This window comes from Modestobacter roseus (assembly GCF_007994135.1).
Taxonomy (GTDB): Bacteria; Actinomycetota; Actinomycetes; order Mycobacteriales; family Geodermatophilaceae; genus Modestobacter; species Modestobacter roseus.
In genome coordinates this window covers 2,512,229-2,527,705 of sequence record NZ_VLKF01000001.1, presented here as the reverse complement: position 1 = coordinate 2,527,705, position 15,477 = coordinate 2,512,229, and the positions used below count along the sequence as shown (strand labels likewise).

19 protein-coding genes are annotated in these 15,477 nt (G+C 73.9%); 15 read left to right on the top strand and 4 right to left on the bottom strand.

All coding sequences use genetic code 11. From position 1 onward, the window contains the following. Nucleotides 1–2: 2 nt before the first annotated feature. A complete protein-coding gene (locus JD78_RS11990) occupies nucleotides 3–1,055 on the bottom strand; it encodes a baeRF3 domain-containing protein (RefSeq protein WP_153362024.1) in 1,053 nt (350 codons plus the stop codon). Then, entirely contained in the window at nucleotides 1,052–1,495 is a 444-nt protein-coding gene (locus JD78_RS11985; RefSeq protein ID WP_153362023.1) for a hypothetical protein, read from the bottom strand. The genes JD78_RS11990 and JD78_RS11985 overlap by 4 nt, the downstream gene beginning before the upstream one ends. 183 nt (nucleotides 1,496–1,678) lie before the next feature. Here JD78_RS11985 and JD78_RS11980 point away from each other — a divergent pair, with 183 nt between their 5' ends. The 3 genes from JD78_RS11980 (at nucleotide 1,679) to JD78_RS11970 (ending at nucleotide 4,791) form a co-directional block, all read left to right on the top strand. Beyond that, nucleotides 1,679–1,978, top strand: a complete 300-nt coding sequence (locus tag JD78_RS11980) for a MarR family transcriptional regulator (RefSeq protein WP_228395371.1) — start codon at nucleotides 1,679–1,681, stop codon at nucleotides 1,976–1,978. A 163-nt stretch (nucleotides 1,979–2,141) separates the two neighbouring features. Continuing rightward, on the top strand, nucleotides 2,142–3,701 hold the full coding sequence (gene ffh / locus JD78_RS11975; RefSeq protein WP_153362021.1) for a signal recognition particle protein: 1,560 nt from the start codon (nucleotides 2,142–2,144) through the stop codon (nucleotides 3,699–3,701). 4 nt (nucleotides 3,702–3,705) lie between these two features. Further along, nucleotides 3,706–4,791, top strand: coding sequence for an amidohydrolase family protein (locus JD78_RS11970; RefSeq protein ID WP_228395370.1), 1,086 nt, complete (start codon nucleotides 3,706–3,708; stop codon nucleotides 4,789–4,791). A 17-nt stretch (nucleotides 4,792–4,808) separates the two neighbouring features. On the opposite strand, the gene JD78_RS11965 is transcribed toward JD78_RS11970, so the two are convergent. Continuing rightward, nucleotides 4,809–5,861, bottom strand: a complete 1,053-nt coding sequence (locus tag JD78_RS11965) for an IS110 family RNA-guided transposase (protein ID WP_166521148.1) — start codon at nucleotides 5,859–5,861, stop codon at nucleotides 4,809–4,811. A 408-nt stretch (nucleotides 5,862–6,269) separates the two neighbouring features. Here JD78_RS11965 and JD78_RS11960 point away from each other — a divergent pair, with 408 nt between their 5' ends. Both JD78_RS11960 and JD78_RS11955 read left to right on the top strand, forming a co-directional pair. Then, nucleotides 6,270–8,027 (top strand): proline--tRNA ligase, encoded by a 1,758-nt coding sequence (locus tag JD78_RS11960; protein WP_228395369.1) that lies wholly within the window; start codon nucleotides 6,270–6,272, stop codon nucleotides 8,025–8,027. Then, entirely contained in the window at nucleotides 8,020–8,391 is a 372-nt protein-coding gene (locus tag JD78_RS11955) for a ribonuclease E inhibitor RraB (RefSeq protein WP_166521147.1), read from the top strand. The genes JD78_RS11960 and JD78_RS11955 overlap by 8 nt, the downstream gene beginning before the upstream one ends. Here the strand turns inward: JD78_RS11955 and JD78_RS11950 are convergent. After that, nucleotides 8,355–8,756, bottom strand: coding sequence for a VOC family protein (locus tag JD78_RS11950; RefSeq protein WP_153362014.1), 402 nt, complete (start codon nucleotides 8,754–8,756; stop codon nucleotides 8,355–8,357). The two genes, JD78_RS11955 and JD78_RS11950, sit on opposite strands and share 37 nt — an antisense overlap. A 155-nt stretch (nucleotides 8,757–8,911) precedes the next feature. Here JD78_RS11950 and rpsP point away from each other — a divergent pair, with 155 nt between their 5' ends. From rpsP to JD78_RS11900, 10 genes are all read left to right on the top strand, one after another. Next, entirely contained in the window at nucleotides 8,912–9,361 is a 450-nt protein-coding gene (gene rpsP, locus JD78_RS11945; protein ID WP_153362013.1) for a 30S ribosomal protein S16, read from the top strand. Nucleotides 9,362–9,364: 3 nt separating this feature from the next. Beyond that, nucleotides 9,365–9,601: an RNA-binding protein gene (locus JD78_RS11940; protein ID WP_014742367.1), complete on the top strand. Its 237-nt coding sequence runs from the start codon at nucleotides 9,365–9,367 to the stop codon at nucleotides 9,599–9,601. 44 nt (nucleotides 9,602–9,645) lie between these two features. Further along, nucleotides 9,646–10,161, top strand: coding sequence for a ribosome maturation factor RimM (gene rimM, locus JD78_RS11935; RefSeq protein WP_153362012.1), 516 nt, complete (start codon nucleotides 9,646–9,648; stop codon nucleotides 10,159–10,161). Further along, a complete protein-coding gene (gene trmD / locus JD78_RS11930; protein WP_153362011.1) occupies nucleotides 10,158–10,907 on the top strand; it encodes a tRNA (guanosine(37)-N1)-methyltransferase TrmD in 750 nt (249 codons plus the stop codon). Before rimM ends, trmD begins: the two co-directional genes overlap by 4 nt. Nucleotides 10,908–10,918: 11 nt before the next feature. Further along, nucleotides 10,919–11,419: an NUDIX hydrolase gene (locus JD78_RS11925; protein ID WP_153362010.1), complete on the top strand. Its 501-nt coding sequence runs from the start codon at nucleotides 10,919–10,921 to the stop codon at nucleotides 11,417–11,419. Between the two features lie 191 nt (nucleotides 11,420–11,610). Further along, on the top strand, nucleotides 11,611–11,967 hold the full coding sequence (gene rplS / locus JD78_RS11920) for a 50S ribosomal protein L19 (RefSeq protein ID WP_153362009.1): 357 nt from the start codon (nucleotides 11,611–11,613) through the stop codon (nucleotides 11,965–11,967). 136 nt (nucleotides 11,968–12,103) lie between these two features. Next, entirely contained in the window at nucleotides 12,104–13,150 is a 1,047-nt protein-coding gene (gene lepB, locus JD78_RS11915; RefSeq protein WP_153362008.1) for a signal peptidase I, read from the top strand. A gap of 216 nt (nucleotides 13,151–13,366) precedes the next feature. After that, nucleotides 13,367–14,059 (top strand): response regulator transcription factor, encoded by a 693-nt coding sequence (locus JD78_RS11910; protein WP_228395368.1) that lies wholly within the window; start codon nucleotides 13,367–13,369, stop codon nucleotides 14,057–14,059. A gap of 244 nt (nucleotides 14,060–14,303) precedes the next feature. Next, the gene (locus tag JD78_RS11905; RefSeq protein ID WP_153362006.1) at nucleotides 14,304–15,146 is read left to right on the top strand and encodes a ribonuclease HII; all 843 of its coding nucleotides are present in this window, start codon (nucleotides 14,304–14,306) and stop codon (nucleotides 15,144–15,146) included. Further along, nucleotides 15,143–15,463, top strand: coding sequence for a DUF2469 domain-containing protein (locus tag JD78_RS11900; protein ID WP_153362005.1), 321 nt, complete (start codon nucleotides 15,143–15,145; stop codon nucleotides 15,461–15,463). Before JD78_RS11905 ends, JD78_RS11900 begins: the two co-directional genes overlap by 4 nt. Nucleotides 15,464–15,477 lie beyond the last annotated feature (14 nt).

Sequence of the window (15,477 nt, the reverse complement as noted above, 5' to 3'; positions counted from 1 at the left end):
GGTCACCGCACCGCGAGCGCCACCCGGTCCGGCAGCGCCCCGTCGACGAGGAACGCGACCCAGCCACCGCGCAGCAGCACGGTCTCGATCAGCTCGTCGACGGCGTCGTCGATGACGTCCGGGTGCTCGACGTCGTCGGCCGGGGTCAGCAGGTCGCCGTCCTCGCTGATCCGGGCCGGGAAGACGAACCCCTCCTCGACGGCCAGCACCTCCGGCCGTTCGGCCCGGGCGGCCAGCCAGGCGGACGCGATGCCGTCCACCACCCGCCCGCGGGAGCGCCGTCGTTCCAGCAGGTCGAGTGCGTCCTGCTGCCGGGAGAACAGGTAGCGCTCGAGCACCAGCCGGATCCGTGGGGTCAGCCGGGTCAGCGGTGCGGTGGTCAGCGCCCCGCTCACCGTGCCGGCCAGGCGGCCGGTGTTCCGCGACAGCTGTCGGAACTGCGCCACCGTGCGCTCGGCGCCGACCAGCACCAGCGGCGCCGGGTGCAGGCGCAGGTGGGTCCCGAGGGCCCGGTCCACCTCACGCAGGAACGACTCCGTCGAGCCACCTGCGTCGCGGTCCGGGGCGCGCATCGGGAAGCCCGATCCCGCGGCGGGGGTGAGCAGGTCGCCGACGCCGTCCAGCAGCCGGGCCTCCCGCTCGGCCAGGAGCAGCACCACGTGCCGGGGCGTGCGGTGCAGGCTGCGCACCAGATCGCGGGTGGCGAACGTGGGGTCGATGACCACCCGGTCGGTGACCGGCACCGGCAGCCGGACGATCTCGCGGGTCGCGGCGCTGACGAACAGGCCGATCGCCTCGTCGGTGGGCCCGTGGGTGGCTTCCGCCAGCGTCCGTTCCAGCCCGCGGACGACGTCCGCCCGCTCGGGCAGGTCCTCGGTGGCGAGCCGGGCCGTCGCCGAGGCGGCCAGCCGGCGCAGGGTGCGGACGTCGTCGCTGCCCATCCGCGCCGCCGGCGACGTCGTCGCCAGCAGCGAGACCGAGGGGTAGGCCCGCACGGCCTGCAGCGCCATGACGCGGGCGGGGGAGACCACCCCCGGCCGGATCCGTGCCGTCACGGCAGCGGCCGGACGATCGGCTCGGCGTCGTACCGCCGGGCCACCTCGCGCAGCGCACGGGTCAGTGCGGTCGCCCGGCGACGACCGCGCAGGCCCCGCACGTGGTGGACGACGACGTGGGGCTCCAGGCCCGCCGCCCGGACCCGTGCGCCGGCCCGTGCGGTGAGCTGGCCGGTCACCCGCTCGGACTCCACCGCCAGCGCGGCGACCAGCGCTGCGTCGATCGTCCAGCCGGGGGAGGGGCGCAGCACCGCCACGGTGAGCGGGCGGTCGTCCAGCACGGCGGCGGCGATGGCGGGAGGCAGCAGGGTGTCGAGGTCGGTCTCGTCCAGGACGACGGCCAGCAGCCGCCGGCGCGCTCCCGGCGGCGGTGGACCGGCTGCCTCGGGTGGCTGGACCGGGCTGGAACGGCGGACGCGGAGCAGGCTGGGTGCGGGCACGGGGTCTCCCCGGGGCGGGCGAGGTCTCCCCCGGCCCGGAGGCCGGCCGTGCCCGGGCGCTGGGCCGGGACTGTCGGGCGACGACGCCGCGGTGCGGCGGGTACTCCCCTCGCACGGCCACAATAGACGAAACTGAGTTCAGACGTCCAGTCGCTGGGCGTGCCCCCCGGATACGGTTAGGTGGTGACCGCATCTGCGCCCGGTTGGACCTTCCTGTCCAACCACGGCCACGTGCTGGTGAGCCTCGCCGCCGACCCCGACGTCCGCATCCGTGACATCGCCGCGCAGGTCGGCATCACCGAGCGCGCCGTGCAGATGATCGTGGCCGACCTGACGGCCGCCGGTCACGTGCGACGCGAGCGGATCGGGCGGCGCAATCGGTACACCGTCGTCCCCGACGCGAGCTTCCGGCACCCGCTGGAGGAGCACCTGACCGTCGGGGCGTTCCTGGCGCTGGTGCTGGACCGGCCGAACCGGCCCTGAGCCCTCCCGGCGCCGGGTCGGCGGACGCCGTGGCCGCCGCGCCGGGCCGGGGGTCGTTAGGCTGGGCCGAGGTGGCGTGACGGCCCCGGGGTGGCCCCGGGTGCCCGAGCCGAGCCGTCCGCTCCGGACGACGGCTGCGCGCCCGACTGCTTGAGGACGTGTTGTGTTCGAGACCCTCTCCGACCGCCTGGACAAGGTCTTCACCGGTCTGCGCGGCAAGGGCCGGCTCTCCGACGAGGACATCGACGCCACCGCGCGCGAGATCCGGATCGCCCTGCTCGAGGCCGACGTCGCGCTGCCGGTCGTCCGGGCCTTCATCGCCTCGGTCAAGGAGCGGGCGCGCGGCGCCGAGGTCTCCCAGGCGCTGAACCCCGCGCAGCAGATCATCAAGATCGTCAACGAGGAGCTCGTCGGCATCCTCGGTGGCGAGACGCGGCGGATCCGCTTTGCGAAGCAGTCGCCCACGGTGATCATGCTGGCCGGTCTGCAGGGTGCCGGTAAGACCACGCTGGCCGGCAAGCTCGGCCGCTGGCTCAAGAGCCAGGGGCACACCCCGCTGCTGGTCGCCTGCGACCTCCAGCGCCCCAACGCCGTGCAGCAGCTGTCGGTGGTGGCCGGCCAGGCCGGCGTCGACGTCTTCGCCCCCGCGCCCGGCAACGGCGTGGGCGACCCGATCGCGGTGGCCCGCGAGTCGATCGACCACGCGCGGCGCACGATGCACGACGTCGTCGTCGTCGACACCGCCGGCCGGCTCGGCATCGACGCCGAGCTGATGGCGCAGGCCGCGGGCATCCGCGACGCCGTGCAGCCCGACGAGACGCTGTTCGTCGTCGACGCGATGATCGGGCAGGACGCCGTCACCACGGCGACGGCGTTCCAGGAGGGCGTCGGTTTCTCCGGCGTCGTCCTGACCAAGCTCGACGGCGACGCCCGCGGTGGTGCCGCGCTCTCCGTCCGGCACGTGACCGGCCAGCCGATCATGTTCGCCTCGACCGGGGAGAAGCTCGCCGACTTCGACGTCTTCCACCCCGAGCGGATGGCCTCGCGCATCCTCGGGATGGGCGACGTGCTCACCCTCATCGAGCAGGCCGAGCAGGCGTTCGACGCCGATCAGGCCGAGCGGATGGCCGGCAAGCTCGCCGCCCGCGAGGGGTTCACCCTCGAGGACTTCCTCGAGCAGATGATGGCGATCCGCAAGATGGGCCCGATCGCGAACCTGCTCGGGATGCTCCCGGGTGCGGGCCAGATGAAGGAGCAGCTCGCGCAGGTCGACGAGCGCGATCTCGACCGCACCGCGGCGATCATCCGGTCGATGACCCCGGCCGAGCGGGTCAGCCCCAAGATCATCAACGCCTCGCGGCGGGTGCGCATCGCCAACGGCTCCGGGATGAGCGTCACCGACGTCAACCAGCTGCTGGAGCGCTTCGCCCAGGCGCAGAAGATGATGGGCCAGATGGCCGGCAGCATGGGCATGCCCGGCATGGGCCCGATGTCGAAGAAGCAGCGTGGCCGGCAGAACCAGGTGCAGGCGCGCGGCAAGGGCAAGAAGGGCAAGGGCGGCAAGAAGGGCGGCCCGGCCCGCCGGCCCATCGGTGCCCCCGGCGCCATGGGCGGCATGCCGGGTCAGCTGCCGCCCGGTGGCGTGCCCGGCCTCCCGCCGGGTCAGGCCCTGCCCGACCTGTCCACGCTCGACTTCAGCAAGTTCAAGGACCAGGGCCGCTGACCCGGTGACCGCCCCCGCCCTGCACCTGGCCGGCGTGGTGCTCCCCGCCGGGGAGCACCGCGACCTGTGGGTGCGGGACGGCCGGATCACCTTCGACCCCGTTCCCGGCGCCGAGACGGTGAGCCGGGGCGGGTTCGTGCTGCCCGGGCTGGTCGACGCGCACTGCCACGTCGGCCTGGGCCACGGCGGCGAGCACGTCGGCGACCTCGACGGCCTCCGCGTCCAGGCGCTCGCCGAGCGGGACGCCGGGGTGCTGCTGCTGCGCGACTGCGGGTCGCCGGTCGACACCCGGGTGCTCGACGAGCACGAGGACCTGCCGCGGGTGATCCGGGCCGGCCGGCACCTGGCCGCGACCCGGCGCTACATCCCCGGGCTCGCCCTCGAACTGGAGCCCGGCGACCTGGTGGAGCAGGTCCGGGTGCAGGCCCGGCGGGGCGACGGCTGGGTGAAGCTGGTCGGTGACTGGATCGACCGCGGGGTGGGTGACCTGGCGCCGGAGTGGCCGGCCGACGTCGTCGCCGCGGCGATCGCGGCCGCCCACGAGGAGGGCGCCCGGGTCACCGCGCACACCTTCGGCACCGACGCGCTGCCCGACCTGATCGGCGCCGGCATCGACTGCATCGAGCACGGCAGCGGGCTGACCGAGGAGCTGGTCGGGGAGATGGCGGCACGCGGCACCGCCGTCGTCCCCACCCTGGTCAACGTGGCGAACTTCCCCGGCTTCGCGGCGGCGGGGGAGAAGAGGTTCCCCGCCTACGCCTCGACGATGCGGCGGCTGTACGCACGGGCCGGTGCCGTCGTACGGGCCGCTTACGACGCCGGTGTCCCGGTGTTCGCCGGCACCGACGCCGGTGGCGGCATCGACCACGGCGTCATCGCCGACGAGGTGCGGGCGCTGCACGCCGCCGGCCTGCCCGCCGAGGCGGCGGTCGCCGCGGCGTCCTGGGCGGCGCGGGAGTGGCTCGGCCTGCCCGGCGTCGCGGAGGGGGCCCCGGCCGACCTGGTCGTGTACGACGCCGACCCCCGGGTCGACCTCGACACGCTGCAGCGACCGCAGCGACTCGTCCTCCGCGGCCGCGTCGTCGCCTGAGATGCTCCTATGCCTCGTCAAGCGGTCATGACGTGGTGGATCTCGCGGGCGATGTAGCGCTTGAGGCAGCGAATGATCTCGAGGTTGCTGAGGCCTTCGGCTCGGCGGCGGGCGGCGTAGGCCTGTGTCGGTTGATGAGATGAGAGCCGGACCAGCGCAATGATGTGCAAGGCGTAGTTGGCGTGCCGGTCGCCGCCGCGGTTGAGCCGGTGTCGGGTGGTGCGGCCGCTGCTTGCCGGTAGTGGTGCGGTGCCGCAGAGCTGGGCGAAGGCCGCTTCGGAGCGCAGTCGGTCGGGGTTGTCCCCGGCGGTGACCAGCAGCTGGGCGGCAACCTCGGTGCCCACGCCGTAGACGGCCATCAGCGCCGGCGCGGTAGCCGTGACCAGCGGCTGCAGGTCGGCGTCGAGCTCGTCGATCTCCTCGGTCAGGGCGGCGATGCGCCGGGCCAGCCGGCGCAAAGTGAGCTTGGTGGCGGCGGTGACCGGATCGGCGGCCTCGACCAGGCATTCGGTCACCCTCAACCGCCGGCAGGTGGCCAGGAGTTGGCGAGTGGACTGCCCGCCCAGCGTCTGACGGAGTTCGGTCGGGCCGGTGAGCACCACTGCCTTGAGCTGGTTGATCGCCTGGGTGCGGCCCTTTATCGCGCTGCGCCGGGCGACTCGCAGGGTGCGGATGGCCTCGACCCTCCCGTCGCGGGTCTTCGGAGTACCGGCCGCGGCACCGGAGAGCACGGCGGCCGCGGCAGCGTAAGCGTCGATCGGGTCGCTCTTGCCCCGCTGGCGGCGGGTTCTGCGGTCGGGCCGGTCGACCTCGATGACCGTCTGCCCGGCCGCCCGCAGATGCCGGGCCAGGGCCGCACCGTAGGCGCCGGTGCCCTCCACCCCGAACGCGGCGACGTCCCCGTGCTCGCCCGCCCAGGCCAGCAACTGCCGGTAGCCCGCCGGGGTCGTCGGGAAGCCAGCGTCGGCCAGCGGCCTGCCGACGTCGTCGATCACCGCCGCGTGATGGGTGTCGCTGTGGGTGTCCACGCCGACGGTGACAACCCGCCGCGTGCTGGTCATGCTCGTCATGTCGTCTCCCGCTCGCACCGGTGATGGCGACGCGCGTCCGGGCGGGCCGGTCGGACAAGACAGTGATGGGCGCCTCTCGCACAGGCTCCTATGAGGTCACGGCCACCCGTCCGGACGTGCGAAACGGCGCCACCGGGCACGGCCGACAGATCTCAGCCAAGACAGCCAGGCGTCGGTCAGAACCCAGGGTCAGGCCGCACCCGATGACGCCGACAGCATCCTCACTGTCAGGTGACCCGCGGGGAGACCGCGAAGCGGGTGTCCCTGCCGCGGGGGCCGGAGGCCTCCCGGCAGGGACACGGGAAGTGGCTCGTCGGCGGCCGGGACGGCTCGTGGTCGCGGTGTCGCCCGGAGGGTGACGGTGTCGCCGGAAACCCGCTGGCCGCGGTGGGAGCCCGGGGGGCGACAATGAGCACCGTGTTGTTGCGGATGTCCTCCCTGTTCCTGCGCACCCTGCGCGACGACCCGGCCGACGCCGAGGTCCCCAGCCACCGGCTGCTCGCCCGGGGCGGGTACATCCGGCGGGCCGCGCCGGGTGGGTTCACGTGGCTGCCGCTGGGCTGGCGGGTGTTCCGCAACGTCGAGCGCATCGTCCGCGAGGAGATGGACGCGATGGGCGCGCAGGAGGTGCACTTCCCGGCGCTGCTGCCGCGCGAGCCCTACGAGGCGACCGGCCGGTGGACCGAGTACGGCCCCAACCTCTTCCGGCTGCAGGACCGCCGGGGCAACGACTTCCTCCTCGGCCCCACCCACGAGGAGATGTTCACCCTCCTGGTGAAGGACCTCTACGGCTCCTACAAGGACCTGCCGGTCTCGCTGTACCAGATCCAGACCAAGTACCGGGACGAGGCGCGTCCCCGGGCCGGGCTGTTCCGCGGCCGCGAGTTCACCATGAAGGACAGCTACTCCTTCGACGTCGACGACGCCGGCCTGGACGCCTCCTACGCCGCGCACCGCGCCGCCTACATCCGGATCTTCGACCGGCTGGGCCTGGACTACGTGATCGTCTCGGCGATGTCCGGGGCGATGGGCGGCTCGAAGAGCGAGGAGTTCCTGCACCCGACCTCGATCGGTGAGGACACCTTCGTCCGCTCGCCCGGCGGGTACGCGGCGAACGTCGAAGCCGTCGCCACCGTCGTCCCCGAGGCGGTGCCGTTCGACGGCCTGCCCGACGCGCACGTCGAGGACACCCCCGACACCCCGACCATCGAGACGCTCGTGGCCGCGGCGAACGAGCTCTTCCCCCAGGCCGGGTACACAGGTGCCTCGACGCTGAAGAACGTCGTGGTCACGCTGGTGCACCCCGACGGCACCCGCGAGCCGTTGGTGATCGGCCTGCCCGGTGACCGGGAGGTCGACGCCAAGCGGCTGGAGGCCCAGGTGTCGCCGGCCGAGGTCGAGCCGTTCACCGACTTCGCCGCCCACCCCGACCTGGTCAAGGGCTACATCGGCCCGCAGGTGCTGGGCAGCGAGAGCAAGACCGGCATCCGCTACCTCGTCGACCCGCGGGTGGTGCCGGGGAGCCGGTGGATCACCGGCGCCAACGAGCCCGGCAAGCACGTGTTCGACCTGGTGGCCGGGCGCGACTTCACCTGGGACGGCGTGATCGAGGCAGCCGAGGTGCGCCCCGGTGACCCCGCGCCCGACGGCTCCGGCCCGCTGGAGCTCGCCCGCGGCGTGGAGATGGGTCACATCTTCCAGCTGGGTCGCAAGTACGCCGAGGCACTGGACCTCAAGGTGCTCGACGAGAACGGCAAGCTCGTCACCGTCACCATGGGCTCCTACGGCATCGGGGTCTCGCGAGCGGTGGCCGCCATCGCCGAGTCCACCCACGACGAGCTCGGCTTGCGCTGGCCGCGGTCGGTCGCGCCGGCCGACGTCCACCTGGTCGCCACCGGCAAGGACGCCGCCGTCTTCGAGTACGCCGAGACCCTCGCCGGCCAGCTGGTCGACGCCGGGGTCACGGTGCTCTTCGACGACCGGCCGAAGGTGTCGCCCGGGGTCAAGTTCAAAGACGCCGAGCTGCTGGGCATGCCGACGATCGTCACCGTGGGACGTGGGCTGGCCGACGGCGTCATCGAGGTGCGCGACCGGGCGACGGGGGAGCGGTCCGAGGTCGCGGTGGCCGAGGCGGCCGACGCGGTCCTCGCCGCCGTCCGTGGCTGAGCGGTCGCTCGACGAGCAGCTGCGGCTGACCGCCGAGGTGGTCGAGGCCAACCTCGGCCACGGCGACCAGGTGCACGCGCCCCGGCCGATCGACCACCTGGCCGGGTTCCGCTCCCGGCGGGCCGCCACCGCGGCCTGCCGGGAGCTGGTCGACGCCGGCTACCGGGTCGACGGCACCTACCGCCGGTTGCTGACCGTCTGGGTCGAGTTCAGCGCGATGACCGCGGTGGACCACGAGACCGCGGCGGCGTTCACCCGGGAGATCGTGGCGATCGTCGGGCGGCACGGCGGCCGCTACGACGGCTGGGGCGGCTTCCTCGTCCCGCCTCAGGAGCCGGGCGAGGCGACCAGCTCCACCTCGTAGCCGTCGGCGTCCGTGAGGTAGGCGGCCCGGTGCTCCGGACCGCCGGCGAACGGGTGACGGTCACCGAACAGCAGCGTCCACCCGTGCGCCGCTGCCTCGGTGACGAGCGCGTCGAGGTCACCGGGCACGGTGAACGCGAGGTGGTTCAGCCCCGGTGCGCACCGGTCGTGCCGGTCGCCGGTCAGCGCCGGCGACTGTTCGACGACGAGGTAGGTGCCCTCGCCCCAGCGCCAGGAGCGCCCGTGCTCCCAGCGCTGGAACGGCTCCGCGCCCAGTGCGGTGAGCAGCCACCCCCAGGACCGCTCCGCCCGGGCGAGATCGGGCACCCACAGCTCGATGTGGTGCAGCGGCCCAGCAGCGGTCATGTGTCTCCTCCGGGCGTCTGGCATCATGGTCTGTCGAACACGGCGGTGGGCGGCCCTCTCACCATCCCCGCCCGTGTCCAGCGCTCCGCCCCGGCGTACCCCCACGCGTCCGTCCGGCGGGCAACCACACACGTTCGAGGAGCACACCACACACCGTGGCCACCAAGATCAAGCTCATGCGCCTGGGCAAGATGCGCGCGCCGTACTACCGCATCGTCGTCGCCGACGCCCGCACCAAGCGGGACGGTCGCTCGATCGAGACGATCGGCAAGTACCACCCGAAGGAGGACCCGTCCTTCATCGAGGTCGACAGCGAGCGCGCGCAGTACTGGCTCGGCGTCGGCGCCCAGCCGACCGAGGCCGTCGCCGCCATCCTCCGGGTCACCGGTGACTGGCAGAAGTTCAAGGGCGAGCCGGCCCCGGCCCCGATGAAGGTCGCGGCCCCCAAGCCGGACAAGAAGGCCCTCTACGAGGAGGCCGCCCGCGCCGCCGCCGACGAGCCGACGACCGAGGCGACCACCCCGCGCAAGAAGGCCGCCCCCAAGGCCGACGCCGCTGCCGACGCCCCGGCCGCGGACGCCGCCGAGACGCCTGCTGCCGAGTAAGACGTGCTCGAAGAAGCGCTCGAGCACCTGGTCAAGGGCATCGTCGACAACCCCGACGACGTCGTGGTCGACCTGGTCAACGGCCGTCGCGGCAAGACCCTCGAGGTCCGGGTGCACCCCGATGACCTCGGCAAGGTCATCGGCCGCGGCGGGCGCACCGCCAAGGCCCTGCGTCAGGTCATGACCGGTGTCGGCGGCCGCGGCCTGCGGGTTGACGTCGTCGACACCGACGGGCGCTGAGCACTCCCGGCGCCCCTGGCGCCACCCCCGCACACCCCGACACCGTGGTGGTCGGCCGCATCGGCCGGCCCCACGGTGTCCGTGGTCAGGTGACCGTCGAGGTGCGCACCGACGACCCCGACCTGCGGTTCGCGCCCGGGTCGGTGCTGCTCACCGACCCCGCCGCGCGCGGCCCGCTCACCGTCTCCGCCGCCCGCTGGCACAGCGGCGTCCTGCTGCTGCAGCTGGCCGGCCCGGACGGCGTCGTGGTCGCCGACCGCGAGGCCGCCGACGCGCTGCGCAACACCCGGCTGCTCGTCCCGGTCGATGCGCTCCCCGAGCTCGACGACCCGGACTCCTTCTACGACCACCAGCTGGTCGGCCTGGCCGCCGAGCTGACCGACGGCTCGCCGCTGGGCGAGGTCACCGCCGTGCAGCACGAGGGCGCCGAGCTGCTGGTCGTGCGCCGCACCGACGGCCGCGAGCTCCTCGTGCCGTTCGTGACGGCGATGGTCCCGGTGGTGGACGTGGCCGGGGGCCGGCTCGTCGTCGACCCGCCCGAGGGGCTGCTCGACCTGTGACCGGCTTCCGGATCGACGTGGTCACGATCTTCCCGGAGTACCTCGCCCCGCTCGGCCAGTCCCTGCTCGGCAAGGCCGCGGCCCGGGGCCTGGTCTCCGTCGGCGTGCACGACCTGCGGCAGTGGACCGACGACGTCCACCGCACGGTCGACGACGCCCCCTACGGCGGCGGCCCCGGCATGGTCATGCGCCCCGAGCCCTGGGCGCGCGCGCTGGAGGCGGTCCGCCCTCCGGGCACCCGGCTGGTCGTACCGACCCCGGCCGGCCGGCCCTTCACCCAGGCGGTCGCCGCCGAGTGGGCCGCCGAGCCCGGCCTGGTCTTCGCCTGCGGCCGCTACGAGGGCATCGACCAGCGGGTCGCGGACTGGGCGGCCTCGGCCGGGCCGGTGTCGGAGGTCTCCATCGGCGACTACGTGCTCGCCGGCGGTGAGTCCGCGGTGCTGGTGATGGTCGAGGCGGTCACCCGGCTGATCCCCGGGGTGGTCGGCAACGCCGAGTCGGTGGAGTTCGACTCGCACGCCGACGGGCTGCTCGAAGGGCCCTCCTACACCCGCCCGGCGTCCTGGCGTGACCAGGACGTGCCGCCGGTGCTGCTGTCCGGTGACCACGCCGCGATCGCCCGCTGGCGCCGCGCGGAGTCGCTGCGGCGCACCGCCGACCGCCGTCCCGACCTGCTGGCGGCGCTGCCGGACGACGCCCTGTCGGCGGCCGACCGGTCGGCGCTGGACGCCGACCCCCAGCAGTGACCGGCGCAGTCGTGACCGGCCAGCCGTGGGTCCGGCCGACCGCGCGGGTGCTGGTGCTCGACCCGGCGCAGCGGGTGCTGCTGCTCGGCGCCCGGCTCACCGGCCCGGACGCCGTCCCCGGGGAGGTGCTGTTCTGGTACACGCCCGGCGGGGGAGTGGAGGACGGCGAGGACCTGCGCACGGCCGCCGTCCGCGAGCTCGCCGAGGAGACCGGCCTGCGCGCCGACCCGGTCGACCTGGAGGGACCGGTGTGGCTGCGGCGGCACCTGGGTCGGTGGGGCGGGCGGGAGATCGACTCGCGGGAGACCTTCTTCGTGCTGCGCGACGTCCGGCACGAGGTCGACGTCGCCGGCCGCACCGAACTGGAGCTGCTCGCCGACGAGCCGCACCGCTGGTGGACCGCCGCCGAGGTGGCGGCCGGCGGGGTCGCCTTCGCCCCGCAGGAGCTCGCCGAGGTGCTCCCGCAGCTGCTCACCGGCCCGTGGACGGGGCCGCCGCGCATCGTCAGCTGAAGATGTGGCACAGTAGAGAGCTGCTGCACGCCGTCGGCTCCTGTCGACGGTGGCTCCGCACCTGACGACGACGTCCTGTGGCACCGCCACGGCCGATCTCGCGGGCGCTGGAGCGCGGCCCCCCGGTACGGACTCACCGGGACCCCGCTGCCCGTTCCACGACGAGTTCCCTAGATCTGAGGACTGCTGCGATGAACACCCTGGACGCCCTCGACGCTGCGTCGCTGCGCAACGACATCCCCGACTTCCGCCCCGGGGACACCGTGAAGGTGCACGTGCGGGTCATCGAGGGCACCCGCTCGCGCGTCCAGGTCTTCCAGGGCGTCATCATCCGGCGCCAGGGTGGCGGGATCCGCGAGACCTTCACCGTCCGCAAGGTCAGCTTCGGCGTCGGCGTGGAGCGCACCTTCCCGGTGCACACCCCGGTGGTGGAGCAGATCGAGGTGCTCACCCGCGGTGACGTCCGCCGGGCGAAGCTGTACTACCTCCGTGAGCTGCGCGGCAAGGCCGCCAAGATCAAGGAGAAGCGCGAGGTCGTCTCGCGCTGATCCCAGCGTCCCGACGTCGCACGGGGCCGGCTGCCATGGGCAGCCGGCCCCGTTCGCGTTCCCGGGCGACTGTGCGTTCCGTGGCATCCGGCGTTCCACCGGGCGCGGTGGCGCGCGGACCGTACGCTGATCGGCGATGAGCACGCACGGCCCCACCGACCCGCCCACCGGCCGTCCCGACGGGGACGCCCCGGACTCCCCGCCCTCCGTCGAGGCGGGTGACCGCCGGTCCGGTGGGCCCGAGCCGGGCGGGGCGACCCCCGCGGCGGCGCACGGTGGCCGGGCGCCGGCGAAGAAGGGCTCCCTGCTGCGGGAGCTGCCGGTGCTGCTGGTCATCGCCTTCGTGCTGGCGCTGCTGGTGAAGACCTTCCTGGTGCAGGCCTTCTTCATCCCCTCGGGCTCGATGGAGCAGACGCTGCACGGCTGTCCCGGCTGCACCGGGGACCGGGTGCTGGTGAACAAGGTGCCCTACTGGTTCGGCGAGCCCGAGCCCGGCGACGTGGTGGTCTTCCGCGGTCCGGACACCTGGTCCCCGGAGATCACCGTCGAGGAGCCGAGCAACTGGTTCACCGGTGCGCTGCTGACCCTGGGCCGGGCGATCGGCGTGGCGCCGCCCAGCGAGGACGACTACGTCAAGCGGGTCATCGCCACCGAGGGGCAGGAGGTCGCCTGCTGCGACGCCGAGGGGCGGGTGACCGTCGACGGCGAGCCGTTGGACGAGCCGTACATCTACCAGGACAACCCGATCGAGTCGCGGGCGTTCTCCCCGGTGGTCGTGCCCGAGGGGCGGCTGTGGGTGATGGGGGACCACCGCTCGGCGTCGGCGGACTCCGTCGAGCACAGCGGGGACGAGTACTCCGGCACCATCGGCGTGGACGACGTGATCGGCAAGGCGGCCGTCATCGTCTGGCCACTGGACCGGCTCGGCTTCATCGACGATCCGGAGATCCAGGCCGACGCCGCTGCGGCTCCTGCCGGTCTGCCGGTGCAGGGCGGCGCGGCGGTGGCGGTGCCCTACGTCCTGGGCCTGGTCGGGGCCGTGCCGCTGACCGCCTGGCGTCGTCGGCGGCGGCTACGGCCCCTCCGGGCGGCAGGTCCGTCCCGTCGTCCTCCGCGCACCGGCTGGCGGCGCGTGCGCCGGCCCGCGCAGACCCGGCCGGCGCGAGACTCCGCGGCCGGCTGACGGCCCGACTCGATGGCGTCCTCTCCGGGCCACTGTCGAGCAGGCGCGCCGCCGATCGGCCACGCCGGGCTACCGCCCGGATACGGCTTTCGGCAGGATCTGCGCGCGTCGTGGAAAGAAGTTCGCGGAAGTTGTTCAAGCAATCCGTTCACCCGGTCGATGTACATCGCAGAGAGTCATCAGACCCGAACGGAGAGTCAGACAGTGTCTGCACCCATGGCGAGCACCACGCGCGGCGTCACCCGCGTCATGATCCTCGCGGACGCCCCGGTTCTGCGCCGCGGCCTGATCGGCATGATCAACGAGACCGCGGGCATGCAGGCGGTGGGCAGCCCCGGTGAGCCCCGGCGCGCACTGACCCTCGCCGACTCGGCCCGCCCCGACGCCGTCGTGGTGGAGCTGGGCGCCGGCCGGGCCGCGACCCTCAACGCCTGCCGCGACCTCCGTCGCCGTTACCCGCAGATCGCGATCGTCGCGATCGCCACCTCCGAGGACCCGGCCGTGGTCAACGAGGCGCTGGCCGCCGGTGTCCGCGGCTACCTGCTGATGAACACCTCGCCCACGCTGCTGGGCTGGGCGGTGCTCGCCGCCCGTGCCGGGCGCACCGTCGTCGACCCGCAGATCCGCCGCACCGAGGGCGGGGCCGAGCCGGTCGCCAAGCCGCTCACCCCCGAGGTGCCGCTGACCCGGCGGGAGTCCGACGTCCTCGACGAGCTCCTCCAGGGGCAGTCGAACCGGCAGATCGGCCGGAACCTGTTCATCAGCGAGGACACCGTCAAGTCCCACGTGAAGGCGATCCTGCGCAAGCTCGGCGCCCGCGACCGGGCGCACGCCGTGTCGCTGGTGCTCTCCGCCCGCAACCCCGGCTGCACCTGCGGCGCGCACTCCTTCACCGCCACCGGCGTCTGAGCCGGCGGGCCGGTGGCGGACCGGGCACCACGCCCACCGCGACCGACCCGACACGACGGCCGGGGCGTCCCCCCACGCCCCGGCAGGCAGGGCTGGTCGGCAGCTGTCGACCGCGCCCAGCCGCCACGAGCCGGTCCCCGTTCCCCCGCGGACCGGCTCGTGGTGCGTCCGGGTCCGGCCGGGCGCGCCGTCGGTCCCAGCCCGGGGGCGCGCCGTCGTCGGTGCGTCGTAGGGTCGGCAGTCGATGCCTGCCCGAGCCACCCCCACCGCCCCCCGCTCCCGGGGCGGCGCCGTCGCGGACGCCGACGACGCCCTCTGGGAGATGGAGCGATCCCTGCGCCGGCGCGGGTTCGCCGCCATCGCCGGGGCCGACGAGGCCGGCCGCGGTGCCTGCGCCGGACCCCTGGTCGCCGCCGCGTGCGTGCTGCCGGCCGGCCGACGTGGACGGGTCCCGGGACTGGCCGACTCCAAGTTGCTCACCGCCGCGACGCGGGAGCGGGTGCACGCCGAGGTGCTCGACCGGGCGGTCGCCTGGTCGGTGGTCGTGATCCCGGTGGGCGAGCTCGACGCCCGGGGGATGCACGTCACCAACATCGAGGCGCTGCGCCGGGCGGTGCACACCCTCGAACCGGGCCCGCAGTACGTGCTCACCGACGGCTTCCCGGTCAGCGGGCTGGCGCAGCCCTCGCTGGCGGTCTGGAAGGGCGACCGGGTCGCCGCCTGCGTCGCCGCGGCATCGGTGCTGGCGAAGGTCACCCGCGACCGGATGATGCTCGACCTGCACGAGCGGTTCCCGGCCTACGGCTTCGACGTCCACAAGGGCTACATCACCGAGGCGCACAGTGCTGCCCTCGACCGGCACGGACCCTGCCCGGAGCACCGGATGCGGTTCGTCAACGTGGCCCGGGCGCGGGACGCGCACGCCGCGCGGACACCAGCGCTGCCGCGGACACGGGCCATGCCCGATGATGGACCCGTGCCCGCCCAGTCGAACGACCCCCCGGAGCTCGTCTCCGGATCCATCCCGCGGGCTGCCGACCACCGTGCCGGCCTGCCCACGCCGGCACTCGTGGAGCACACCCGATGAGCACCGAGGACCTCGAGAAGTACGAGACCGAGATGGAGCTGCAGCTCTATCGCGAGTACAAGGACATCGTCCGCCAGTTCTCCTACGTCGTGGAGACCGAGCGGCGGTTCTACCTGGCCAACAGCGTCGACCTCCAGGTCCGGGACGCCGGCGGCGAGGTGTTCTTCGAGCTCACCCTCACCGACGCCTGGGTCTGGGACATGTACCGGCCGGCCCGCTTCGTGAAGAACGTGCGGGTCGTGACGTTCAAGGACGTCAACGTCGAGGAGCTGGACAAGCCCGACCTCGAGCTGCCGGACAGCCCGCGCCTGCCCTGACCCGGTCGCCGCGC

Bases quoted from the DNA above. Each gene is read 5' to 3' on its own strand.
- lepB (WP_153362008.1), top strand. From the start codon at position 12,104: ATGAGCACGCACGGCCCCACCGACCCGCCCACCGGCCGTCCCGACGGG.
- JD78_RS11965 (WP_166521148.1), bottom strand. From the start codon at position 5,861: ATGACGAGCATGACCAGCACGCGGCGGGTTGTCACCGTCGGCGTGGAC.
- JD78_RS11960 (WP_228395369.1), top strand. From the start codon at position 6,270: ATGAGCACCGTGTTGTTGCGGATGTCCTCCCTGTTCCTGCGCACCCTG.
- JD78_RS11910 (WP_228395368.1), top strand. From the start codon at position 13,367: ATGGCGAGCACCACGCGCGGCGTCACCCGCGTCATGATCCTCGCGGAC.
- JD78_RS11900 (WP_153362005.1), top strand. From the start codon at position 15,143: ATGAGCACCGAGGACCTCGAGAAGTACGAGACCGAGATGGAGCTGCAG.
- JD78_RS11950 (WP_153362014.1), bottom strand. From the start codon at position 8,756: ATGACCGCTGCTGGGCCGCTGCACCACATCGAGCTGTGGGTGCCCGAT.
- JD78_RS11905 (WP_153362006.1), top strand. From the start codon at position 14,304: ATGCCTGCCCGAGCCACCCCCACCGCCCCCCGCTCCCGGGGCGGCGCC.
- rplS (WP_153362009.1), top strand. From the start codon at position 11,611: ATGAACACCCTGGACGCCCTCGACGCTGCGTCGCTGCGCAACGACATC.